At 58.7% G+C, this 22,511-nt stretch carries 19 protein-coding genes and 1 tRNA gene; 9 read left to right on the top strand and 11 right to left on the bottom strand.

Translation table 11 applies throughout. From position 1 onward, the window contains the following. The first annotated feature begins 21 nt into the window (after positions 1–21). The 4 genes from lysA to HWX74_RS13755 all read left to right on the top strand — a co-directional run bounded on the left by lysA (position 22) and on the right by HWX74_RS13755 (position 3,697). Positions 22–1,239, top strand: a complete 1,218-nt coding sequence (lysA, locus tag HWX74_RS13770; protein ID WP_176014081.1) for a diaminopimelate decarboxylase — start codon at positions 22–24, stop codon at positions 1,237–1,239. Positions 1,240–1,242: 3 nt separating this feature from the next. After that, positions 1,243–1,911 (top strand): tRNA (adenosine(37)-N6)-threonylcarbamoyltransferase complex dimerization subunit type 1 TsaB, encoded by a 669-nt coding sequence (gene tsaB, locus HWX74_RS13765; protein ID WP_176014080.1) that lies wholly within the window; start codon positions 1,243–1,245, stop codon positions 1,909–1,911. 158 nt (positions 1,912–2,069) lie between these two features. Next, positions 2,070–3,206, top strand: a complete 1,137-nt coding sequence (locus HWX74_RS13760) for an alkaline phosphatase family protein (protein WP_176014079.1) — start codon at positions 2,070–2,072, stop codon at positions 3,204–3,206. 2 nt (positions 3,207–3,208) lie between these two features. After that, positions 3,209–3,697 carry a hypothetical protein gene (locus tag HWX74_RS13755; protein WP_176014078.1) on the top strand — a complete coding sequence of 163 codons (489 nt, stop codon included), beginning with the start codon at positions 3,209–3,211 and terminating at the stop codon, positions 3,695–3,697. Positions 3,698–3,764: 67 nt separating this feature from the next. Here HWX74_RS13755 and HWX74_RS13750 read toward each other — a convergent pair whose 3' ends face one another. From HWX74_RS13750 to gltX, 11 genes are all read right to left on the bottom strand, one after another. Beyond that, the gene (locus HWX74_RS13750; protein WP_176014077.1) at positions 3,765–5,093 is read right to left on the bottom strand and encodes an O-antigen ligase; all 1,329 of its coding nucleotides are present in this window, start codon (positions 5,091–5,093) and stop codon (positions 3,765–3,767) included. A gap of 7 nt (positions 5,094–5,100) precedes the next feature. Next, complete coding sequence (locus tag HWX74_RS13745) at positions 5,101–6,135, bottom strand: SLBB domain-containing protein (protein WP_176014076.1); 1,035 nt, start codon at positions 6,133–6,135, stop codon at positions 5,101–5,103. Continuing rightward, the gene (locus HWX74_RS13740) at positions 6,136–6,843 is read right to left on the bottom strand and encodes a hypothetical protein (RefSeq protein ID WP_176014075.1); all 708 of its coding nucleotides are present in this window, start codon (positions 6,841–6,843) and stop codon (positions 6,136–6,138) included. Continuing rightward, complete coding sequence (locus HWX74_RS13735) at positions 6,821–8,119, bottom strand: Wzz/FepE/Etk N-terminal domain-containing protein (RefSeq protein ID WP_176014074.1); 1,299 nt, start codon at positions 8,117–8,119, stop codon at positions 6,821–6,823. Before HWX74_RS13735 ends, HWX74_RS13740 begins: the two co-directional genes overlap by 23 nt. A gap of 75 nt (positions 8,120–8,194) precedes the next feature. After that, complete coding sequence (locus tag HWX74_RS13730) at positions 8,195–9,586, bottom strand: NDP-sugar synthase (RefSeq protein ID WP_176014073.1); 1,392 nt, start codon at positions 9,584–9,586, stop codon at positions 8,195–8,197. Between the two features lie 31 nt (positions 9,587–9,617). Next, the gene (locus HWX74_RS13725; RefSeq protein WP_176014072.1) at positions 9,618–10,349 is read right to left on the bottom strand and encodes a sugar transferase; all 732 of its coding nucleotides are present in this window, start codon (positions 10,347–10,349) and stop codon (positions 9,618–9,620) included. After that, the gene (locus HWX74_RS13720; protein WP_176014071.1) at positions 10,342–12,765 is read right to left on the bottom strand and encodes a WecB/TagA/CpsF family glycosyltransferase; all 2,424 of its coding nucleotides are present in this window, start codon (positions 12,763–12,765) and stop codon (positions 10,342–10,344) included. Before HWX74_RS13720 ends, HWX74_RS13725 begins: the two co-directional genes overlap by 8 nt. A 5-nt stretch (positions 12,766–12,770) precedes the next feature. Continuing rightward, the gene (locus HWX74_RS13715) at positions 12,771–13,925 is read right to left on the bottom strand and encodes a glycosyltransferase family 4 protein (protein WP_176014070.1); all 1,155 of its coding nucleotides are present in this window, start codon (positions 13,923–13,925) and stop codon (positions 12,771–12,773) included. Positions 13,926–13,930: 5 nt separating this feature from the next. After that, positions 13,931–14,788, bottom strand: a complete 858-nt coding sequence (locus HWX74_RS13710; protein ID WP_176014069.1) for a glycosyltransferase family 2 protein — start codon at positions 14,786–14,788, stop codon at positions 13,931–13,933. A 24-nt stretch (positions 14,789–14,812) separates the two neighbouring features. Further along, complete coding sequence (locus HWX74_RS13705) at positions 14,813–15,142, bottom strand: STAS domain-containing protein (RefSeq protein WP_176014068.1); 330 nt, start codon at positions 15,140–15,142, stop codon at positions 14,813–14,815. A 387-nt stretch (positions 15,143–15,529) separates the two neighbouring features. Next, the gene (gene gltX / locus HWX74_RS13700) at positions 15,530–16,999 is read right to left on the bottom strand and encodes a glutamate--tRNA ligase (RefSeq protein WP_176014067.1); all 1,470 of its coding nucleotides are present in this window, start codon (positions 16,997–16,999) and stop codon (positions 15,530–15,532) included. A gap of 299 nt (positions 17,000–17,298) precedes the next feature. Between gltX and HWX74_RS13695 the strand changes: the two genes are divergently transcribed. The 5 genes from HWX74_RS13695 (at position 17,299) to HWX74_RS13675 (ending at position 22,472) form a co-directional block, all read left to right on the top strand. Beyond that, a tRNA-Glu gene (locus HWX74_RS13695) sits at positions 17,299–17,374 on the top strand. 108 nt (positions 17,375–17,482) lie between these two features. Next, complete coding sequence (locus HWX74_RS13690) at positions 17,483–17,908, top strand: hypothetical protein (protein WP_176014066.1); 426 nt, start codon at positions 17,483–17,485, stop codon at positions 17,906–17,908. A gap of 117 nt (positions 17,909–18,025) precedes the next feature. Next, positions 18,026–19,543: a potassium/proton antiporter gene (locus HWX74_RS13685; protein ID WP_176014065.1), complete on the top strand. Its 1,518-nt coding sequence runs from the start codon at positions 18,026–18,028 to the stop codon at positions 19,541–19,543. Beyond that, positions 19,540–21,975, top strand: a complete 2,436-nt coding sequence (locus tag HWX74_RS13680; protein WP_176014064.1) for a Na/Pi symporter — start codon at positions 19,540–19,542, stop codon at positions 21,973–21,975. Before HWX74_RS13685 ends, HWX74_RS13680 begins: the two co-directional genes overlap by 4 nt. Beyond that, positions 21,972–22,472: a DUF2062 domain-containing protein gene (locus tag HWX74_RS13675; protein ID WP_176014063.1), complete on the top strand. Its 501-nt coding sequence runs from the start codon at positions 21,972–21,974 to the stop codon at positions 22,470–22,472. Before HWX74_RS13680 ends, HWX74_RS13675 begins: the two co-directional genes overlap by 4 nt. Positions 22,473–22,511 lie beyond the last annotated feature (39 nt).

Below are 22,511 nucleotides of genomic sequence, written 5' to 3'. Positions count from 1 at the left end.
GGGGGGAGAGTTGCTGCAGTCATGAGTCTGGATCGGAATTTACTGCTGAAGCTGGCGGCCGAATACGGCACGCCGTTGTACGTCTACGATGGCGATCAGGTGTTGAAGTGCTATCGGGATCTCTTCGCTTTCATCCCTTATTCGAAGCTGCGCATCCATTATGCGATGAAGGCGAATTACAATCCGGCGCTGCTGCGGCTGCTGGAGCAGGCCGGCGCGTCGCTGGACACGGTCAGCCCGGCCGAGGTATTGCTGGGACTCCGGGCCGGTTTCAGCAGAGAACGCATCATCTATACCGCCAACAACATGACCGATGCCGAAGTGGCGATGGTGCATGATCTCGGCGTGCTGATGAACATCGGCTCGCTGTCCCGGCTGGAAAAATTCGGCAAAGCCTACCCCGGCAGTCCGGTCTGCCTGCGGTTCAATCCGGATGTCAGGGACGGCGACAGTGAAAAGACGATGACCGCCGGCGACCTGACCAAATTCGGCATTCTGATGGACGATGTCGACACCGCCGCCGAAATCGCCCGGAAATACCGGCTGAAAGTGACCGGCCTTCACGAACACACCGGTTCCGGGCTGCAGCAGACGGAATCGGTTTTCCAGAGCATGAAGAATTTGATGGGGCTGGTCACGCCGCAACGTTTTCCGGATTTGGAGTTCATGGATTTCGGCGGCGGCTTCAAGGTGCCTTACCGGCCGGACGAAGCGCGCATCGATTACGTCGCCATGGGCCGGACGATCGCTGAACTTTTCGAAGCGTTCTGCCATGCTTACGGCCGGAAACTGACGCTGTGCTTCGAGCCGGGCAAATATATCGTGGCCGAAGCCGGCTGTCTGCTGACCGAAGTGAATACTTTGAAGAAAAATCGTTCCCGCTGTATCGCCGGCTGCAACTCCGGCTTTCCGCAGTTGATCCGGCCGGTGCTTTACGGCGCTTATCACCGAATCGACAATCTGAGCAATCCGGACGGCACGCCGCAGACCTACGATATCTGCGGCAATATCTGCGAGACCGGCGACCGGTTCGCCGAACAACGCGCGATACCGGAAATCCGCGAAGGGGATGTGTTGGCGATCCGCAACGCCGGCGCGTATTGCTATTCGATGGGAAGCGTCTACAACCTGCGGCCGATGCCGGCGGAGGTACTGGTCCTGAACGGCCGGACCAAGCTGGTCCGGAAGGCGCTGACCAACCGGCAATTGATCGACCAGATCATGAAAGAAAGCGAATAAACGATGTTTTATCAGGCGGCGATGGATTTGTCCGGCCCGGCGGCAGTATTGGCGGTGGCCGACGCCGACGGCCGGATGCTGATCGATTCCCAATCTCCAATGCGCGGCCGCGAAGCGGCCGGCCTGTTGCCGTGGATGTCGGAACGGCTCGAAGCCGAATCGATCGCGGTCGACGCAATCGACCGCTGGACGATCGGTGCCGGCCCCGGCAGTTTTACCGGTATGCGGCTGGCCGCCGCATTGATCACCGGTCTGGCTTTCGGCCGGAAAACGGTGCGGCTGCGCTGCGTGCCGACCGCCGTGGCGGTGGCGGCCCAGGCGGCAACGGCACCGCAGCCGGGTGAACGGGCGGCCGTTTTATTCGACGGCCGCAACCATGAACTGCTGCTTTTCGAAGTGGAATTCCAGGCGGAGTGGCAGCCGACCGGCATCGAAAGGGTTTTGAACCAGAGCGATGCGGCTTCCTGTCTGGCGGCATACGACGGCAATTACTTCGCGGCGTTCGCCTATGACCGGCCGCCGCTGGAAGCGCTGCTTCCCGCCCCGGTACGTCCCCGGGTCGTCTATCTGGAACAATTGAGCGGCCAGCCATTGCTGCGGGCCACATATCAGCAGTTCGACAACGATCCGGCCCAACTGGTGTATATCCGGCCCGCCGTTTTCACCGAGTGAACGCCAACCGGCTATTCTTTTCCGGGCGGCGGCGCAGCAGACATTGTTCCGCTGTTTGTAAAAAGCGGCCGCACAACTATATTATGACGGGTGGAGTTGAATTCCGTCGGCAGCCAATCCGATAAAACCGGCAACAGAAGAGGCGTAGAAGCAAAGAGATGAAGGATGGAAAAGTTCGCTTGTTCGTGTTCATCGACGCCCTGGGCTGGACGCTGACCGAACATTGGAATTTCGGCGGCGGTTTCCTGCCGGTCCGCTGCCCGGTGCGCACTCAATTCGGTTATTCAGCCGGGGCGGTGCCGACCATCCTCTCCGGCCGGCCGCCGGCGGAGCACGGTCAGTTCAGCTTTTTCTTTTATCAACCGGCAACCTCGCCGTTCCGGCTGTTCCGCCTCCTGCCGGCGCGTCTGCTGCCGGCAGCGTTGTTCGACCGCCATCGGGTACGGCACTGGTTGTCGAAGCTGATCAAAAAATATTATGGTTATACCGGCTATTTCGAATTGTATGCCGTCCCGTGGGAACGCCTGCCCCTGCTGGATTACAGTGAAAAGCGGGATCTGTTCGTTCCCGGCGGCCTGGCGCCGATAAAGAATCTGGCCGATTGCTGGGCCGGCCGGAACGCCTGCATTTCCAATTGGCGGTGTTCGTCCGACGACAATTTCGCCGAAATGACCGCCCGGCTGAAAACCGGACAACTGCAATACGGTTTTCTCTATTGCGGCAGCCTCGACGGTTTTCTCCACCGGCATATCGCCGAACCGGATGCCGTCGAAGCGGAACTGAAACGCTATGAAGCCAAAGTGGCCGCCCTGCTGGAAACGGCCCGGCAACATTACCGGACGGTGGAATTCGCCGTCATTTCCGACCACGGCATGACGCCGCTGGCCGGCACGGTCGACGGCAACGCGGCGCTGGCGCGTCTGCCGTTGCGTTGGGGAAAAGAATACGTCTCTTTTCTGGACGCGACGATGGCGCGCTTCTGGTTTCCCGATCCGGCGGCCCGCCCGGCCATCCGGGAAACGATGGCGGCGCTCGGCCACGGACGCTGGCTGTCGGCGGAGGAACAGCAGACATTCGGGATCGCATTTCCCGACCGGAAATACGGCGAGGAAATCTATCTGCTGGAACCGGGGTGGCAGTTCGCCCCGTCGGACATGGGACGGGCGGCCCTGCCGGGCATGCACGGGTATGAACCGGAACATGCCGGGTCGACCGCCTGCTTTTTGAGCAATTATGTTCCGGCCAAACGGCCGGAATGGATTGGAGATTTCTTTCATTTAATGACGGAGGATTGAAGATGAAACGGATTCTATTGACGGGAATGGCGGGGGTGATGCTGGGCTTGTGCGGGTGTTCGGCATTCCGGCCTTCGACTCAGATCGTGGCGATCAACGTGGAACCGGCCGATGCGACGCTGATTGCCAACGGCATGCGTTACAACTATTCGCCGATTTTCATCGAGGCGGCGCGCGACCGCGATTTGCTGCTGTCGGTCTATCGCAAAGGCTACGTGCCTTACAGCCGGGTCATCGGCTATCATTTCAACCGGACCGGAACTCTGGACGCGCTGGGGTCCATTTTCCTGTTTCCGATGATCGGCCTGTTCTCTTCCGGCGCCTGGAGCCTGGATGAGACGAACCTGCAGATCATGCTGCTGCCGGAATCGGCCGGGCCGGCGGAAAATCCCGCCGCCGTGCCGGTAGCGGAACCGGTGGACGTCACCGTGGAAAATACCGTGGCCGAACCGGCCGCAGCCGCTCCGGCCGAAACCGCCGAAAACAAATGACAGATCGGCGGAAGCCCAAAAAAACGGCCGGCATTCAGCCGGCCATTTTTTTACCGCCACAACCGGATTACCGGCAGCCGCGGCTGACCTTGCGCACCGTCAGCATCAGAGCCACAACGGCGAACATTATCATCAACTGGTAGTAATTGTTATATTGTTTCAACACCCATTCCAGCGCGGACTGCACATAATTGGCGGCCAGACCGCCGAACAAACCGGCAGTCATGCCGAACCCCGGCAAACGGCGGTAAGCGAGCAGGTTTCCGAAATTGACCCGGAAATAATAGAACAGCCACCACAGCAGAATGAGCAACGTCCCCCAGCCGCATTCGGCCGCCACCAGCAGATAAGTGGTTTCGACGATCGCCCCCTGGTCCTCCCTGGCCACGAAAAACGTGCTGTTCTGTTCTTTGTTGTAATCGTAACGCGGACTCGACTTCTCACTGAAGTTGTTCAGGCCGATCCCGAAAAAGTTGCTGTTCGCCATCCGGACGGCCGCCTTGGCCAGATTGATCCGGGTCAGCTTGGAGCTTTCCGGCGCATTGACAAACCGGTTGTAGAGGTGCGGCGCATAAATGATCGCCGGAATCGCCACCAGAATCGCCAGGCTGCCGAGCACCAGCACCCGCTGCTGGGTAAAACCGTTGAACAGCAGCGTAATGCCGGCAGTTAAAGCGACGCCGAAAATATAGCAGATCAATCCTCCCCGGGACAGCGCGAAAAGAATCAGCAGCGATGCGCTGCCGAACGCCGCGAGCAGGACAAAATACTGAAACTTCGAACAACGCTCATTGAGCAAAGTACCCAGAAAGACCGTACCGAACATCGTGGCGTACATCACCAGGCTGTTCTGGTGCGGCATCGTGCTCGGAATCTGATAATAACTGGTAAAATACTTCTGATAAAGCCCCACCAGCAACATGAAAAATGTCACCACCGCGAAGGTGTTCACCAACGGCCAGAAGTTCCGTTTCAAATCCAGATAATTGTAGGTCGCCACGAAAATAAGGTACATTTTGACCATTTTCCAGACTTCGAAACCGGCCGGCAACACGAGCTGGGCGTTGAAGATCGAGATGGCGCTGAAGATGACGTAAAGCCAGTACAAACTCCAGCCGGGCGGATACCAGTTGAACCGGCCGCGGCTGTTCGGCCACAGGCTGAACAGCAGAACCCAGCCGGCAATATCCACCATCGACAACGCGAAGCCGCGGGAAGTGCCGGTGTAATCCGGCCACGGCATGATGTGCACCGCATAACCGTAGCAGGTGAAAAAAATCATGACGAAAAAGAAAAAATCACGCCAGTAGCTCCTGGCGCGCGCCAACAAAACCCCGATCGGGATCACCCCGCACAGGATGAGGACGAAGAGCAGAGTTTTGATGATCGGAGGCATCCGTCGCTCAATCGTTCAGATATGCCGAAGAGGGATTGCCGAACGGTCCGGCCATCATACTCAGCGATTGAAGTGTCGGCATGATCTTGCGGATCAGCACGTTGTATTCCGACAAACCGCCTTTGGGGAAATAGAGGATGTCGTTGGGCTCCAGCGGAAAATCCATCGTCTTGCCGGCAAGCATCTTGTCGACATTGACGTTGTACAAGGTCGGATTCTGCAGGCCGCCGCGGATAATCTGCGCATAACTGCTGTGCTCGTCGGTCAGGCCGCGGGCGAAAGCCAGCGCTTTCAGCAGCGTCATCCCCTCCTTGAATCCGACATAAGTCGGGTTGCGCACTTCACCCAGCACGCAGACGGTGGTATTCATGATCGAAGGAATGTAGATATAATCGCCGTGCTGCAGCGGAATGTTGTGCAACGCGTCGCCCTCCAGCAGCGCCTTGCGGAAATCGACCGGCAGCAACCTGCCGTCGCGGGAAATGTAGGCATTGGCCAAATCGGCAGATTCCACCGTGTCGCCGTTGAACAAGCCCTGGTCCAGTCCGCGCGCCATGGCGATCGCATCCAGCAGCCGGGTCGTGCCGGCTATCGGAAACCGGCCCGGCGTCTGCACCCGGCCGGTGATCGTAAAGGCGTAGCCGTTGATATGGATCGGAATCAGCGCCGCCTTCGGATTGCGGATGAATACCGCATAGGCGTCCCGCACCACTTTGATGGCCTCGTCCAGCGTCAGGCCGCCGACTTTGACCGGCCCGACCAGCGGCAGGCTCAGAAAGCCGTCCGGCGTGACGACGATATCCTTGACATCCACTTCCGGATGTTCATAGACGGAAACATTGAAACGGTCCAGCGGACAGATGCGGTAAGGCGGCATTTCCAGATTCTGCAACAGCTTGAGTTCTTCGGTCCGGTCGGCCAGTTCTTCCGGAGCGACGCTGACGACTTCGTATTCGGCCGGAATGGCCATCGGCCCGAATACCGGGTCCGCACAACCGGCCGCCAGCAACGCCAGGCCCAACGTCAAGATCAAAAGTTTCATTCAATTCACCCAGTGATAATATTTGGATTCAATGTTGTAGAGCAAACCGCCGATGACGGCGTGTTCCGCCGCCTTCTGCAGCGCATTGCGGCAGCCGGCGGTGGCAATCTTGCCGGTCTTGCCGTAAGTGGCCGGCAGCACCACCAGATCGGCCACCGCGCTGAGCTGCTGGAACAACTGCGGATTGCTTTGATATTCGAACAGCTCCCACAGAATCACGTCGTAATCCTGAAAAGCGCGGCGCAACTCGAGCAGCCGGGCCGGCGTCGGCGGCGCAATGAACGCCAGATCGTCCAGTTTGAAGAACAGATGCTGCGTTTTTTCCGGGCGGGGCGGCGTATCGGCCAGGCCGTACAGATAATCGTTCAACAAATAACGGCATTCCGTGCTGGACGGCTCCTCGCCGGAACGGATGCGGAGAAAATTGATGTCCTTGATCGCCAGCACTTCGAGAATTTCATTGAACAATCCTTCATCCCAATCCTTCTGGGACAACGTGCCGATCATCACCACCGCCGGGCGCTCGGCCCCGGCAAGCGTCGCATCGCAACTGGCGACCATCGATTGCAGCGCACTGTAGAAGTCAACCCGGTTCTTCGGCGTCCTTTCCGGCAAGACGCCGATCACTTCCAAATGCAGCGCTTCACTCAAATCCGTCTTGGAGCGAATGGTCAAATTGAACAACTCAATCAACAGCAAAATGAACATCGCCAGCAAAAACCCGCCCCCGGCCGACCGGACGGTCGGGAACGATGGCGTCCTCGGTAACGCTGACATCCGAATAGGAACGCTGCAGGAACATATCCAGCAGCCGCTGCGCTTCGTCCAGCCGGTCCAGCGAACGCTTGGTCGCATCGATCTGGTCTTCCAGCGCAATCACCCGGGGCTGCAGCCTGCTCAACTCTTCCCGGCGTTTCTGCAACTTCTCCAGCTCCTTCCGGTAGTACTCCATGCTCTTCCGGTTGCCGGTAATCGCCGCTTCCAGTTTGGTGACTTCCGCCAGCAGTGTCGTATAGATCGGATTATCGCCGAAGATGATTTTCGTCGAAGTCTGATCGCCGTTCTTGGCCAGCTCTTCCGTTTTGAGCCGGATTTCCTCCCGCAATTTCTGGATGATCGGATTTTTCTCGGTATAAGTCTGGAGCTTGGTGACCAACTCCAACTTTTTCGCTTCCAGCTCGGTCTGCTGCGCCGTACTGACCTCTTCCGTCCGTTTGATCTGCGGTTCCGTCTCAGACAGCCGCTGCTGCAGCATGGCCAATTGACTGGCATAGGTTTCATACTGGGAAGCCTGCTGCAGCAGCGTGGATTCGATCGTCTGAATCTGGAGCTGCAAAGAGTTCGAGACTTCGCTGAAGGCGATCATCTTATTTTCCTGCAGCAGCGCCAGATAGCTATTCTGCTGCTCGCTCAGCGCCGTCTGCAGTTTCTGGCGGTTCGCCGCGTTGGCTTCCTGCAGCGCGATCAAGTTGCTCCGCAGCAGGGCGCGGTAGTCGTCGAGAAAGACATTGGTCAGCGTATTGGCGATATTGGCCGCCAGCTCCGGCGAGCTGGCCTGGGCGCTCAGGTAGATGATATTCGACTGCTTGGCGGGCTGCCTGACCTCGGTGTGCTGGTACAGTGCCTGCAGCGACCAGTCCAACTGCAACCGCGAAAGCGTTTTGGTCATATTGCCGTGACGGCGGATCAGATTGATGATATCGACCATCTGCAACTGGCTGAACCCTTCCGGCAGGCCGTTGTCCTTGTAGTCACGCGGCGCCTGCCGCAGCAACACGGCGCGGCTTTCATACTGCGGCGGCCGGCTCAAAAGATAAATCAAAGCCAGCGTGGTGGTCAGGGCCGGCAGCAGCAACAGCAGCCACCAGCGGCGGCGCAGGGCCAGCAGCCACAGGCGCGGGTCGCGTTTCAACATGTCAAAAGTCAAATTGCCAATCCGGAACTCAATACGCGGCGGCGATACTTCGGCTGTTTCATTGTTCAAAATCATAACCGGCCCTATACAATGTTGTTTGTTTACAATTTAGTACATATTTCCAAGGTTACAACACTTCGTCTTTCACTGCCTCTTCAACAGATTCCGCAACAGCGTACGCCGCAGAATCATCCAGTTGAACCGGAACGACGCATGATAAATATAATAAAGCTCGTCGATTTCACTCTGGATCGGGTCCCGCTCGTGGTCCAGCATCTCGCAAAAGGAAAAAATGCCGGGCGCATAATCCGGAAACTGCTGCAATCGCTGGAAATTCTCCGGACTGGCCTCATAGATCCGATTGCCGACCAACCGCAATTCCCCCCGCCAGACCAGCGGCAGCAGGTGAAAGCGGTCCAGACTCAACTTGCGGAAATAACGCCCGGCAAAACTCCGCGCCGGCTTGACGTACAATCTCAGATGAATTTTTTTCCGCCGGTTGCGGTCGAAAAAACAATCCGTCGGCGTGCTGTGCACCTTCAGAAACGGACGCAACAGGCAGAACGGCAGCAGCAGAACCAGAAACAACAGCAACGCGATTCCGCGCTGCACCAGGCTGCAGAATTTCCGTTTTTCGCTCGGCTCCAGCGGCGTCAGCAGAAATTCATCGACGATGTCCAGAATACTTTCACTGTCCGGCTCGATGACCAGATTGCGATAGATGATTTTGCCTTTCAGCTCCAGATTGTAACCGACATAGGAGTTGCCCATGACGATGCTGTCGATGATCTGGGCGTCGCTGTCGATGTAGGAGCTGTCCCCGATGATCGCGCCCGGTCCGATTTTGACATCATCGCCGAGCTGAATGGAACTGCCCAGCATCAACGGCGCACTCAGTTCGGCGCTGCGCGGAATGGCGACGTTGCTGCCGATGTAGATCTGCGGAGTATTGTTGTAACTCGGCATCACGTAACGTTCCGCCTCTCCGTAGACCAACGCCAGGTTGCGCCGGTAGAATTCCTGGATGGAGGACAGCGGTTCGACATAACCGGTCAACGGCTCCGGCGTCTGGTCGGCCCGCCAGAACGCCTCCGAATCGTTCAGCCGGCCGACCAGACGCATGCCGAACCCATCGGGCAACTGCTCCGCCATCACCCGGTCCGGCGCAATGGCGAGCGGCTGAATATTCCGTTTGTCGTAATTCAGCCAGAAAAAACCGTGCAGCACCAGCAACGAGTCGGTGCCGGCCATACCGAGATTCTGCTGTTTGATCGACAACAAATCCATGCCGTTCTGGGTCGTCGCATAGTGGATGGCGACATTCCAGCGCAAACCGTCGCCGAAATACTCCTGAATCCGGCGGTCCGGCGCGTCGGTGATGATCCGGATTTCCCGGATCCCCAGGAAAACGCAGAAGTCAATCAGGTATTCCAGATACGGCTTATTGGCAATTTTGATCAGATAAGCCGGACTGCCCGGAAAAAAACGTTCAACCCAGGCAACCGCGGCCGCCGGGCAATTGATCAGACATTTCATCGCAATAAACTCTCCTCTTCACTGCTGCCGGCTAATAAGCGCCGCGGCCGGTCAATACCGCCGGAATGGTTTTCAATAAAATCAGCAAATCCTGCCCGAACGATTGACTCTGAATGTAGGCCTTGTCCAACTCCACCTGCTGTTTGAACGGCAAATCACTGCGGCCGGACACCTGCCATAAGCCGGTGATCCCCGGCGTGATATGCAGCCGTTTGCGGTCCTCAAGCGTATACAGTGCCACTTCCGAAGGCAGCGGCGGCCGCGGACCGACCAGACTCATGTCGCCAAGAATGACGTTGAACAACTGCGGCAGTTCGTCGAGGCTGAATTTCCGCAGGAAACGGCCGGAACGGGTGATGCGCGGATCGTTCTTCATCTTGAAAAGCACCCCGTCGGCCGATTCATTGGCGCCGGCCAGTTCCGCCCGCCGCTGGTCGGCGTCGGTATACATCGAACGGAATTTATAGAAATGAAAGTGGCGGCCGTTTTTGCCGACCCGGGTCTGGGTGTAAATGATCGGCCCGGCTGAATCCAGTTTGATCCACAACGCGATGACCGCCAGCAGCGGCGACAGCACGATCAACCCGACGATGCACAGAACCAGATCGAAGGTCCGTTTCAACAGGTAAGCGCTGCCGACGGTGAAGTGCCATAATTTCACTTTCCGGCGCGGATAGTCGCCCTGGGCGTAAGAGGCCCGCTCCAGCAACAGATTGATCAGTTCTTTTCGCAATTTATGATTGGGTTGTTGATATTCAGTCATGATATTTTTCCCCGAAACGGACCACCCGCCACAAAAACAACGGGTTGCCGATGACATACCGTTTAAACAGCCGGAACGGCTCCTGATAGAGCCGGAACGCCCACTCCATACCGATTTCCCGCAGCCACAGCGGCGCCCGCGGTATATTGCCGGAATAAAAGTCGAACAGACCGCCCACTCCCATCGCTACCTGACAATGCAACTCCGGCCAATGTGCGGCGATGAACGTTTCCTGGCGCGGCACGCCCATCGCCACCAGCAGCAAATCCGGCCGGCAACGGGCTATTTCGGCCACCGCCGCCTTTTCCGCCTCCGGACCGGCGAAAAAGCCGTCACGCCAGCCGGCAATCCGCAAGCGTGGATATTGTTTCTGCAAATTTGCACTCATCTTTTCTGCCACTCCCGGGGCCGCTCCCAAAAAATAAAAAGAAAATCCTTTTTCCTCCGCCAATCGGCAGAGGAACGGCAGCATATCCGTCCCGTTGATATTGGCCTTCAGCGGACGCCGGATCAATTTTCCGGCGATCACCAAACCGATACCATCTGGAAAAATAAACTCATAGGTTGACAATATAGCATGGTACTTTTGATTTTTCCATGCCTGATTGAAACAATCTGCATTGACAAAGGCAATTTTGACCGCCTGCTTCCGTTCGATAGCCCGGGTGACCGCCTCCAGCGCCTCGGACATGGAAAAATTATCATAGCGAATGCCGAGCAGGCGATTGCTGTTTTCGAGCCGTTCATCGCCGGAACGAAACAGCAACGCCGGAAAAGAACGGGCCAGCAAGCCGAAGTCATTGCGCCACGATTTGTGCTGCAGATACTCCTGCTCCAGCGTCAGACGGTCGACATGGGTCAGGCGGTTGCTGCGGCGGATGAAGTAAAGATTGAACACGCCCGGCGCCTCGCCGAACAGCACCGCGTCGCCCGGCGTGCGTTCTTCCGACCGACAATCGCGCATCGAAACGCCGAATAAATTGAGTTTGCCGCACAGCACGCTGCCGAACAATCCGGCCGCATGAATCCAGTGATAACGGGACCTCAGATAATGGACGGTGGTCGGAACTCCGTTGCGGCCGAAAATATGGCGGGTTTCGAAAACAGCCTCGCCGGTCAGCAGCCGGCGCACGCTCAACAGCAGCACCAGCGGCAAGGTCAGAACCAGATAGAAAAATGCCGCCAGCAACGTTTCGACGCATCGGCGCCAGCGATAACTTTTTTGGTTACTTACCATAAACTTATTTGTTTTTACCGCCGACCGGTTGCCCGGTTTTCCCGACCCGGCCAAACGCTGCAATTCGATCAGCTCATTCAGCAGCCGCACATGCCGGTCCCAGTCGAACAGCTCCAAACGCCGCGCCGCATTGTCGCGCAGACGCTCACGCAAGCTCTGATCGCACAAGACTTCCCGGATCGCCCCGGCAATCGCGTCGACATCGCAAGGATCGAACTGCCGGGCGCCGTCGCCGGCAATTTCACCGAGCGACGAATTGTTGGAGCAGGCGACCGGCACTTCGCAGGCCATCGCTTCCGGAATCGACAGACCGAACCCCTCGAACAGCGAGGGAAACACATACAACGCCGCGCCGCGATACAGGCCGGGCAACGCTTCGTTCGGCACGAAGCCGATGAACCGGATGCGATCGCGGCACGGCGAGTTCGCCGCATACGCCAAAACCGCGTCGGCCCCGTTCCACCGGCCGCCGCCGAGCACCAGCAAATAACGCGCCCGCAAGTCGGCCGGCAATTTTTCATAAGCCTGGATCAGCCGGAGGTGATTTTTGCCGGGATGTTCGATCCGGGAGATATAGAGCAGATAGTCGCCATCGATGCCGCAGGCGCTCTTGGCATCGGCAACCATTCGGGCCGAAATACCGGCATGGAACGTCCGGCGGTCAAAACCGTTGTAATTGACGCGGATGGCCGCCGGCGCTACCCGCCAGTAACGGATCAGATCGTCACGGGTGGAACCGCTGATGGCAACGACGACATCGGCCAGCCGAACGGCATGAGGCAGCAGGTATTTGATATAGAACATCCGAAAGCAGTCGTATTTGGCCTCGACATGGTATTGCGACAGGTCGTGTACGACGGCAATGGTGAAAAGGCGATGAAAAAAACAAGCCCGGCGGTTGGCGGCCGGCAGCAGCAGGCAATCGTATTTCCGCGGCGAAACCAGCCACGGCAGCCAGAACAGATGATAAAGCATATTCCACAACGGCCTCCGGCAGCCGGCCGGCAACCGCCGGTAATGCAGTTGCGGGTGCCGGGGCAGCAACGGCAGATCGGCGGCATCCGCCAGCACCGTCACCTGGTGATTTTCAACCAGACGCAGCAACACCTGCTGCATATAAACGGAAATGCCGGAACGCCCGCCGTCAAAACCGCAGGCACTGAAAAAAAGACGCGCCATGCGTTTCACTCCTCCCGGCTTCGCGGTTCGGGCAACGCCAGAAAACGCCCGGCAAAACCGGCCGCCGTAAATCGCCGCATCTCCTCGCCGGCCTGACGTCCCAACTGTCCGGCCAGCGCCGGATCTTCCAGCAGCCGGTCGAGCGCGGCCGCCAACAGCCGCGGCCGGCCCGGCGGCACGAGCAGCCCGTTGCGGCCGTCCTGCAGCCACTCCGGCACGCCGCCGACCCGGCAGGCGACCACCGGTAAACCGTGCGCCATCGCTTCCGGGCCGGCCATGCCGAACGGTTCCGGCCAGCAGGAGGGAAATACCGCCACCGTCGCGGCCGCATAGTGCGGCGCCAATTCGGCGGTAAAATCGACAAATTCCACCTGGCAGCGCGACGGCACTCCGGCGGCCAGTTGCTGCAACTGCGGCAGCGCGTTGCCGCGGCCGACCAGCCGCAACCGGCAGGGCGTCCGCAGCCACCGGGCCGCCTCCAGCAGCAACCCCACCCCCTTGCCGCGCAACAGTTGGCCGACATACAAAATCAGCGGAATACCATCCGGACGGCGCCCGCTCCAATCCATCGCGCCCTCGCCGATATCGACCAGCGGCGATAATTTATGGAGCTTTTGCGGCGGGAAATGGTTGCGGCGCAAATTGTCCAGCATAAAATCGGAACCGGCCAGCAACAGGCGGGCGGCGGCGGCAGTCTGCAGGCGCTGCTGGAAACCGCGCCAATCCGGCAGCCCGAAACGGCCGTCGGCCCGGCGGCCCGCCAGGGCGCAAGCGTAACAATGGAACCGGTTGGCCGGCAACGGACAATTGCTCCGCCACGGAAAATATTTATGACGCCGCAGGCAGTAGTAGTCATGGTCGTGAACGTAGACGAAATCCGGCAGCCGGCGCCGCAGAAATTGCCAGAGCCGGTGATCGGAAGTTTTGTGCACCCACAGCAGATCGGCCCGGCCGGCCAGTTCTCCGGCGGCAGTGCCGCCATAGGCGACCCGGTCGAAAACACCGGCAAAACGCTCCGGCTCCAGTCCGGGCCGGCCAAAGAGGCCGTCAAAGACGAAACCGGCCGGCCGCAAAGCCTTGGCCGCCCGAAAAATAAAGTTCTCCACGCCGCCGTGAAAGCCGCCGATATCGGAAAGCACGAGGATACGGCCCGGTCGCATCGTTCCTACCCCCTGTCCCGGCGTTCGGCGTCGCGCCGGCCGCAATAAGCCGCCCGGCGCTGCACCAGCCGGAAACCGAACTCATAAGGCAGTTTATGCAATTGACCATGCCGGAGCAGATAGCTGAAGTCGCGAAGCAGCTCGCCAGCGCAGGGCAGCAGCCAGGAACGCCAGAGACGGGCCGGCTCACCGAAAATGCGGTATTCCGCCACTCCCTCGTTGTAAAAACGTTTCCGGCATTCCGCCAACGTATAGTTGTGCGAATGCTCCACCAGAGCCTCCGGCACGTAGCGGATCCCGAAACCGCGCTGCCGCAACCGCCAGGACCATTCGATATCCTCGGAATACTGCAACGTCTCGTCGAACGGGTAATGGAGCAGCAACTGCCGCGGCATCGCCGCCGCGGCCAGTGAGAAAAAATGACGCCAGGAAGCGGCGATTTTCCCATCGCCGAAAGCCCGTTCGTAATCTTTGCGGATCAGCGGCCGGGCGTCGGGACGCGGCCGCTGATTGGCAAAAACGGCGGCGAGCTTCGACTCGCCCGTCGCCGGAAACGGCGCCATCAGCCGGGCCAGGAAACGGTCGTCCAGCGGCCGGCAGTCGGCATTGTTGAAGACGACGACATCGCCCGGCACCAGCCGCGCCGCGGCATTCAGAACGGCGCCGGGCACATACGGCGCCGGCCAGCAGACGATACGCTCCGGAACGTTGAACGAACGGATGATCTCCAAGGTGCCGTCGGTGGAATGATCGTCAATATTGTATAATTCAAAATCGACACCCTGCTGCGCTTGCAGCCGGCGCATGGTTTCGGCAATATGTCGTTGATCATTGTGGGAACGAATTACGACGCTGATTTTCATGACACCGCCATTTCCCACGCCGCATTACATTGCGGCGAGAGCGGCATCCAGATTGTCGTAAATATCGAAAATTTTGTAAGCCCGGGTAATCTCAAAGATGATGCGGGGCTTGTCGGTCAGATTGGCCAACTTCAGCACGCCGCCGTGCTCGCCGCAGCTTTTAAGGCAGAAAACGATGGCGCCCAGCCCGGTGCTGTCCAGATAATCCATGCCGGACAAATCCAGAATAAACTTCGAATTGGCCGGAATCAGTTTACGAAATTCATTTTTCAGAATTTCCGCATGTTCCGCGTCCAACCGTCCATTGATTTCCAGAATGACAATCCCGTTCTGGGTATGAGTGGCAATATTCATCTTTCTCGCTCCAAAGCTTTGATTTCCCGCAAAATAAAATCATAATAATCCCTTTTGTAAAATATATATCCCAATCAAACTTTTACAACCCCTTTCCCATGGCAAATTGGAATTTTTTACCGATCAACCCAACGAGACTGCAACAGCTCCGCCAGTCAACCGTATCACAACAACCAAGTCCATTTAAAACCAAATAAAGTTTATAAAATAAACCACAAAGTTGATTAAGACAACTTATTTTCAACATTGATTCCGCCGCTTCGGACAATTGAGAAGAAAATTTTTCAGAAACTGTCCGCCAGGCCGCGGCTTAACGCGGCCCGGCGGACGGATAGCTGACGCAAAAAAACTTGTGCACGGCGCAAGACGCCAAAATCGCAAACCCGATCAGGCTTTTTCCAGCCGGGCAATTCCGGACCGCAGCCGTTTCAGCGACTCTTCACGGCCGAGAATTTCCATGATTTCCAACGCGCCTCCCGGCGTCACCGCCAGCCCGGCCAGCGCGATCCGCGGCGCCCACATCACCAGATTCAATTTCAAATCGTTGGCGGCGGCATATTCGCCGATCGCCGCTGAAATCGCTTCGTAATTCCAATCCGGCAAAGCCGCCAGCCGTTCGACCAGCTCCGGCAGCAACCGCCGGGCGACGTCACAATTGGATTTGCTCTTCTTATTGTTGTACAAATCCAGCTCGTACTCCGGCACTTCCAGCAGGAAACGGATTTTTTCGGGAATTTCACTGAACAGGGTGATCCGCTGATGCAGCAGTCCGGCGATCGACGGCCAGCGGTCGGCGAGAACGGTGCCGTCCAGCCGGGCATACGGCCGGGCAAGCCGGACGAAATCCTCGAACGGCAGCGCTTTGACGTATTCGCCGTTCATCCATTTCAATTTATCGTAATCGAACACCGCCGGCGACTTGTTGAGACCGGAGACCTGGAACAGTTCCCGCAATTCCGCCAGCGAAAAGAGTTCCCGGTCATTTTTCGGCGACCAGCCCAGCAGCGCAATGTAGTTGACGATGGCCGCCGGCAGATAGCCTTCGGCCGTCAGATTTTCAAAGCTGACCGAACCGTGGCGTTTGGACAGTTTGGCGATGCTCCCGTCCGGATTTCTGCCCATGATCAGCGGCAGATGAACATATTGCGGGATTTCCCAGCCGAACGCCCGGTAGAGCAAGTTGTATTTCGGCGTGGACGACAGGTACTCCGCGCCGCGGACGACATGGCTGATGCGCATCAAATGATCGTCGACGACATTGGCGAAATTGTACGTCGGCATGCCGTCGCTTTTCAGCAGGATCTGGTCATCCAGCACTTTGTTTTCGATGGTGATTTCGCCGAAAACCAGGTCGTGGAACGTCGTGCTGCCTTCCCGGTCGATTTTCTGGCGGATGACACAGGGCTTGCCGGCCGCCAGATTGGCTTCGACTTCGGCGGCGGACAGCTTCCGGCAGCGGCCGTCGTAGCCGGTGGAAACCGCTTCCGGGCCGGCGGCGGCCTCCGGCTCATTTTTCTCGCAGAAACAGTAATAAGCCGCTCCTTTGGCAATCAGCTCCCCGGCATACTGCCGGTAGATGCTTTGGCGTTCGCTCTGCACATAAGGGCCATATTCGCCGCCGACATCCGGCCCCTCGTCATGTTCCAGACCGGCCTGGCGCAATGTATCGAAAATGACCTCCACGGCACCGTCGATATAACGGTTCCGGTCGGTATCCTCAATCCGGAGGACGAAACGCCCGCCCTGTGATCTGGCCAGCAGATAGGCGTAAAGGGCGGTACGCAAATTGCCGACGTGCATGAAGCCGGTAGGACTGGGCGCGAAACGGGTGCGGACGGTGGCGGGGTTTTCATTCATTTTCAATTCATTATCCTGTTCGACTGATTCGTAATTGGAGCATGACGGGCCTTTCTGGCGGCCCTGATCGATAATCATTCTGTAATTTACATTCCGAAGCGGCCAATTGCAAACGCGCGCCGCCGGACCGCGGCCGGGTACGCCCCGGAAGCACATCAAAAAAGCACCGCGGCGGCGGAGTCAGACCACCCGTCCCGTCACAAAATCCGGAACATTGTCAATTTTCACGAAATTCCGGCCGGAACCGATTGACTTTTGTTTCCTTTCGGCTATTTTAAAGGAGCAACGGTATAAAACAGGTCCCCATCGTCTAGAGGCCTAGGACACCGGGTTCTCATCCCGGCAACCGGGGTTCGAATCCCCGTGGGGATGCCATTTATTCCTGGTTGTTTTCTTGCCGATTTTTCAGTACCAGTCAAGGTTCCGGATTGGTCTTTGCGGCAGCGGCGTGGTATATCGGCACAACGTTCAAGAGGAGTTGTCATGCGGCATAATTCAGTTATTCCATTGATTCTGTATGCGGCCGCCATCGTCATCGGCGGTGCCGCCATGCTGGGGATCTGCCGATATTGCGAGCCGCTTGTTCCCGGTCCGGCCGTCGAGGAGGCCGTCACCGGCGGCAATCAACTCGAGGTTGCCGGTACCGGCGAACCGCTCCGGCCCGGCCTGCTCCACTCCTACCTGCCGTCGCTGCGGCCGGCGGTGAGGCTATCCGATTTTCACGGTTCTTTGTTCAAGCTGTCCGATCCGTTCCTGTTTTATCTCACTTTCTCCGCTTTACTGATCTTCTCATTTTTTTCCTTTTCGCTTGCGGCAAGCGGCCGACACCGACCTCCTTCGGAGGCGATGCGTTATGTCGTTTCCCTGCATAAATGCATTCCGGTCAGAGCGGGTCCCGGTTCATGCTGAACCGCCGGCGACTTTCCGTGCCGGACTTCCGGACGGCGGCTCCGCCGTCCTGCCGATAAGCGATTTTCCTGCAACCCCGCAGGCCCGTCGACAGGCTTACGAAAGGAACAATTCTGAATGGAAATGTATTATGCACTGGCCGTGCTGAGTATCCTGATTTTCTTATGCGCCTGCGCCAGTAAACTGTCGTCCTGGATCAACATGCCCTGTCTGCTGGTATTTCTCGGCATCGGCATGCTGGCCGGTTCCGAAGGCATCGGCGGCATCGCCTTCGACAACGCCACGTTCGCCAACGTGGTCGGTTCCATCGCCATGGCGTTCATCCTGTTTTCCGGCGGCTTCGACACCCGATGGGAAAATGTCAAAAAAGTGCTGGGCTACGGCGGCCTGCTCTCCAGCCTCGGCGTACTGCTCACCGCCCTCTTCGTCGGCATCTTCGCCTACTTTTTTCTGCGCTGGCAGTTTCCCGACAAAGCCATCTCGCTCTCCTGGTGCCTGCTGCTCGGTTCGATCATCTCTTCGACCGACGCGGCGGCGGTGTTCTCCATCCTCCGCTCCCGCAGCGTCAGTTTGAAAGGCAACCTCAAGCCGCTGCTCGAATTTGAATCGGGCAGCAACGACCCGATGGCCGCGTTCTTAACCATCTTCATGCTCGGCGTCGTCACCGCCGAAGCGGCCAGCGGCATTCCGACCCCACTCTGGCGCTACGCCGTGATTGCGCCGATGTTCCTGCTCAAAATGTCGCTCGGCATCGGATTCGGCTATCTCTTCGGGCGGCTGGCGGTCTGGCTGTTCAACAAAATCGATTTCGAATACGACGGCCTCTACTATGTCATCGCGCTGGCCACGGTATTGTTTTCCTTTGCCGGGACCGAACTGCTCTACGGCAACGGTTTCATGGCCGTCTACATCACCGGCATGGTGATGGGCAATAAAAATTTCATCTATCACAACGGCGTCGGCCGTTTTTACGACGGCCTCGCCTGGCTGATGCAGGTGGTGCTGTTCACGATGCTCGGCCTGCTGGCGTTTCCAACCAAATTGTGGAGCGCCAAATGGATCGGACTGGCCGTCGCCGTGTTCCTGATGCTGATCGCCCGGCCGCTGGCGGTCTTTCTCTGCACGATCGGCAGCAAATATTCCATCCGGGAAAAGACGCTGGTCTCCTGGGTCGGACTGCGCGGCGGCGCACCGATCATGCTGGCGACCTTCCCGCTGATGGCCGGCATTGCCAACGACGATCTGATGTTTCACATCGTCTTTTTCATCGTGCTTACTTCGGTTTTCATCCAGGGGATGAGCCTGATGCCGGCGGCGCGGCTGCTGCACCTGGATTCGCCGCTGAAAAGCACGCCGCGGCTGCCGCTGCAATTCGAATACACCGGCAACCTTTCCGAAGTCAGCCGGGAAATCGTCATTCCGCCGGGTTCGCCGGCCGAAAACATCGAACTGGCCCAAATCGGCCTGCCCAAAGGCACGCTGGTCCTGCTGATCCGCCGCAACGACCGTTTCCTGGTGCCGCAGGGTGACACCGTCCTCGCCGGCGGCGACACCCTGATGCTGATGGGCAGCATCGAACTGCTGGACCAGGTCGAACAACTGCTTTACGAAGCGGCGCCGGAGAACCCGGCATGAACCGATTTCTGCAATTCATCCGCCGGTCGTGGCCCGTTCTCATCCTCTGCCTGATCGCGGCCGGATGCAATTCGGAGTCAAAAACCGCATCGATGCATCTGACGGTTTTCCTCGGCGGCGACCAGTTCGCCCTGCCGGGAGAACCGTTCGCCCAACCGCTCTACATCCGTGCCGATGACGGCCGGTCGCTTCCGTTGGCCGGCCAGAAACTGAAAATCGAAATCCCGGCCGGCTCCGATCTGCAGGTTTCCGCAGCGGAAGCGACGACCGATGCCGGCGGGCTCGCCCGATTCGACGTCACCGCCGGCCGCCAAACCGGCGACAATTATCTGAAGGTCATTCCGGCAGCGGCCCCGGAGCAGGCCATCGCCGTCCGCTTTGTCACCGGCGTTCAACTGCTCGGCGTCGAACAGGAAGGCCGGGCCGGTAACCTATTGCCGCAGCCGGTCGGCCTCAAGCTGGTCAACGCTTCCGGCGTCCCCCTGCCCGGCGTGCCGGTTTATCTGACGACCGGAACGGCGGAAAACCCGCAGGTGACGGCGTTGACGACCGACGAGACCGGCGAAGCCAGCACCGAACTCCGCCTGCCGGCGACCACCGGCGCCGCAGCCCTCCGCTTCGACCTGCCGACCGGCGAACTGGACAACCCGGTGCGCTCCATCGCCGCCCGGGTGCTTGCCATCAATTATTACACGCTGCTGATCAATGTGCTGGGCGGCCTGGCGATTTTCGTCTTCGGCATGAAACTGATGAGCGACGGCCTGACCAAAATTGCCGGCGAACGGATGCGCAGCATCCTGCATTTCTGCGCCGGCAACCGTTTCGTCGCCGTGCTGGCCGGCACGCTGGTCACCGCGGTCATTCAATCCTCGAGCGCGACGACGGTGATGGTGATCGGTTTCGTCAACGCCGGACTGCTCAGCCTGGCCCAGTCGATCGGCATTATTTTCGGCGCCAACATCGGCACGACGATCACCGCCCAGATCGTCGCCTTCGACGTCGGCGCCCTGGCGATGCCGGCGATCATCATCGGGCTGCTGCTGATGTTCATCACCTGGCAGAAGCTGCGCGGCTGGGGCGACACGGTGCTCGGCTTCGGGCTGCTCTTTTTCGGCATGGCGCTGATGAGCGCCGATTTGAAATCAATCGGCACCTTTCCGTCTTTCATCGCATTTTTCCGTACCTTCGACTGTGCGCCGGTCGACGGGTTCATCCCGTTCGGCCCGCTGCTGGGAGCGATCGGCATCGGCTTATTGGTCACACTGATCATTCAGAGCAGTTCCGCCGCCACCGGCGTCATCATCGCCCTCGGCGCCAGCGGCCTGATCAATCTGTATACGGCGGTGGCGCTGGTGCTCGGTTCGAATATCGGCACGACGATCACCGCCCAACTGGCGGCGATTCCGGCCAACCGGGTCGCCAAACAGGCGGCGCTGGCCCATACGCTGTTCAACACCCTCGGCGTCCTGCTCGTCATCTCGACCTTCTGGTTCCGCTGGGGCGACAGCGGCATCCCGGTCTTCTTCTATCTGGTCGACTGGATGACCAACGGCGACGCCTTCGCGGCCCTTCCGCAAAACGTGCCGCGCCACATCGCCAACGCCCATACGCTGTTCAACCTGCTGACCACGCTCCTGTTGCTGCCGTTCGTCGGCACGCTGGCCGCCGTCTGCCGGCACCTGCTGCCGGTCGGCACCCGCAAAGTCAAATACCAGTCGCTGGAGCCGCACCTGCTGGACAATCCGGCCCTGGCGCTTGAACAGGCGGATCTCGCATTGCAGAAAATGTTGAAGAAATCCTGGAAAATGGTCCAGCGGACCATCCTCGAACACTTCCTGCCGCTTGCGGTCGACAAAAGCCAATTCGCGTCACTCAAGCGGCAGGAGCGGCGCATCGACCGTTATCAGTTGGAAATCATGGAGTACCTTTCGCAAATCATGCGGCGGGAACTGTCCGAGGCGCAGTCCGCCGCCATTCCGCCGCTGATGCATTGCACCAACGACGCCGAACGGATCGCCGACCGGGCGGGAAACATGTTCCGGCTGGCCTTGCGGCTCAAGGAATCCGGCAACACTTTAAGCAAGGAAGCCGCGGCGGAATTGAAGCAGATTTTCAAAGCGCTGAACCGGCAGGCGGCGGAGGCGTTCGCCGCCCTGCAGGCCATCGACGACCGCCGGGAGCGCCCGATTCAGGACCGGGAGCCGGAGATTCTCCACCTGGCGGAAAAATTCGCCGACAATCACATCGCCCGGCTGAACAAAGGCACCTGCCAACCGGTGACCGGCATTATTTTCGTCGAACTCCTCACCGAGTTCACCGCCGTCTCCCGCCACCTGACCAACATCATCGAACGGGTGCCGGCCATCCGCGTACAATCCGTCCCGGCAGCCGCCGAACCTAAAACGTCCACCCGACAGGAGGTGATTTTATGACTCTCATGCAACGATTCCGGCGCAGCCTGGTCCGCCTCTATGTCCGGATGGTCAAGGAAAAAGCGCCGGCCGAATACATTGCCCGCGGCTGGGCCATCGGCATGTTCTACGGCTGTCTGATTCCGTTCGGCTTCCAATTGCTGCTGTCGGTCCCGACCGCCTTTCTGCTCAAGGGCAGCAAGATCGGCGCCGTCTTCGGCACGCTGCTGACGAACCACTTCACGATCTTCCTCATCTACCCGGTGCAGTGCTGGGTGGGCAACCGGCTGATGGGCGGCAGCCTCACTTTGGCTTCGATCGAACAGGCCTTCACCGAAGTGCTCGAAAAGCAGAGCTATCAGGCGCTGATGGGCATCGGCGGCGAACTGGTCATCGCCTTTTTCCTCGGCGGATTGCTGCTGACGGCAATCATGACGCCGCTGACTTATTTCGGCGTGAAAAAGCTGGTGGGACGCTACCGGGCCCTCCGGCAAAAAAAGCAGGCCGCCCCGGCCTGAAACCATCCCCGTTCAACCCGGCAAAATGGCAAACCGCCA

It is taken from the genome of Victivallis sp. Marseille-Q1083 (assembly GCF_903645315.1).
Taxonomy (GTDB): domain Bacteria; phylum Verrucomicrobiota; class Lentisphaeria; order Victivallales; family Victivallaceae; genus UMGS1518.
The sequence above is the reverse complement of the archived record's forward strand: the minus strand, read 5'-3'. Positions and strand labels throughout refer to the sequence as shown.

Coding starts and splice junctions, on each gene's coding strand:
- HWX74_RS13680 (WP_176014064.1), top strand. CDS start 19,540: ATGAACCGATTTCTGCAATTCATCCGCCGGTCGTGGCCCGTTCTCATC.
- HWX74_RS13745 (WP_176014076.1), bottom strand. CDS start 6,135: ATGAAACTTTTGATCTTGACGTTGGGCCTGGCGTTGCTGGCGGCCGGT.
- HWX74_RS13710 (WP_176014069.1), bottom strand. CDS start 14,788: ATGAAAATCAGCGTCGTAATTCGTTCCCACAATGATCAACGACATATT.
- HWX74_RS13740 (WP_176014075.1), bottom strand. CDS start 6,843: ATGTTCATTTTGCTGTTGATTGAGTTGTTCAATTTGACCATTCGCTCC.
- HWX74_RS13750 (WP_176014077.1), bottom strand. CDS start 5,093: ATGCCTCCGATCATCAAAACTCTGCTCTTCGTCCTCATCCTGTGCGGG.
- tsaB (WP_176014080.1), top strand. CDS start 1,243: ATGTTTTATCAGGCGGCGATGGATTTGTCCGGCCCGGCGGCAGTATTG.
- HWX74_RS13725 (WP_176014072.1), bottom strand. CDS start 10,349: ATGACTGAATATCAACAACCCAATCATAAATTGCGAAAAGAACTGATC.
- HWX74_RS13715 (WP_176014070.1), bottom strand. CDS start 13,925: ATGCGACCGGGCCGTATCCTCGTGCTTTCCGATATCGGCGGCTTTCAC.
- HWX74_RS13760 (WP_176014079.1), top strand. CDS start 2,070: ATGAAGGATGGAAAAGTTCGCTTGTTCGTGTTCATCGACGCCCTGGGC.
- HWX74_RS13675 (WP_176014063.1), top strand. CDS start 21,972: ATGACTCTCATGCAACGATTCCGGCGCAGCCTGGTCCGCCTCTATGTC.
- HWX74_RS13690 (WP_176014066.1), top strand. CDS start 17,483: ATGCGGCATAATTCAGTTATTCCATTGATTCTGTATGCGGCCGCCATC.
- lysA (WP_176014081.1), top strand. CDS start 22: ATGAGTCTGGATCGGAATTTACTGCTGAAGCTGGCGGCCGAATACGGC.
- HWX74_RS13755 (WP_176014078.1), top strand. CDS start 3,209: ATGAAACGGATTCTATTGACGGGAATGGCGGGGGTGATGCTGGGCTTG.
- HWX74_RS13685 (WP_176014065.1), top strand. CDS start 18,026: ATGGAAATGTATTATGCACTGGCCGTGCTGAGTATCCTGATTTTCTTA.
- gltX (WP_176014067.1), bottom strand. CDS start 16,999: ATGAATGAAAACCCCGCCACCGTCCGCACCCGTTTCGCGCCCAGTCCT.
- HWX74_RS13705 (WP_176014068.1), bottom strand. CDS start 15,142: ATGAATATTGCCACTCATACCCAGAACGGGATTGTCATTCTGGAAATC.
- HWX74_RS13730 (WP_176014073.1), bottom strand. CDS start 9,586: ATGAAATGTCTGATCAATTGCCCGGCGGCCGCGGTTGCCTGGGTTGAA.
- HWX74_RS13720 (WP_176014071.1), bottom strand. CDS start 12,765: ATGGCGCGTCTTTTTTTCAGTGCCTGCGGTTTTGACGGCGGGCGTTCC.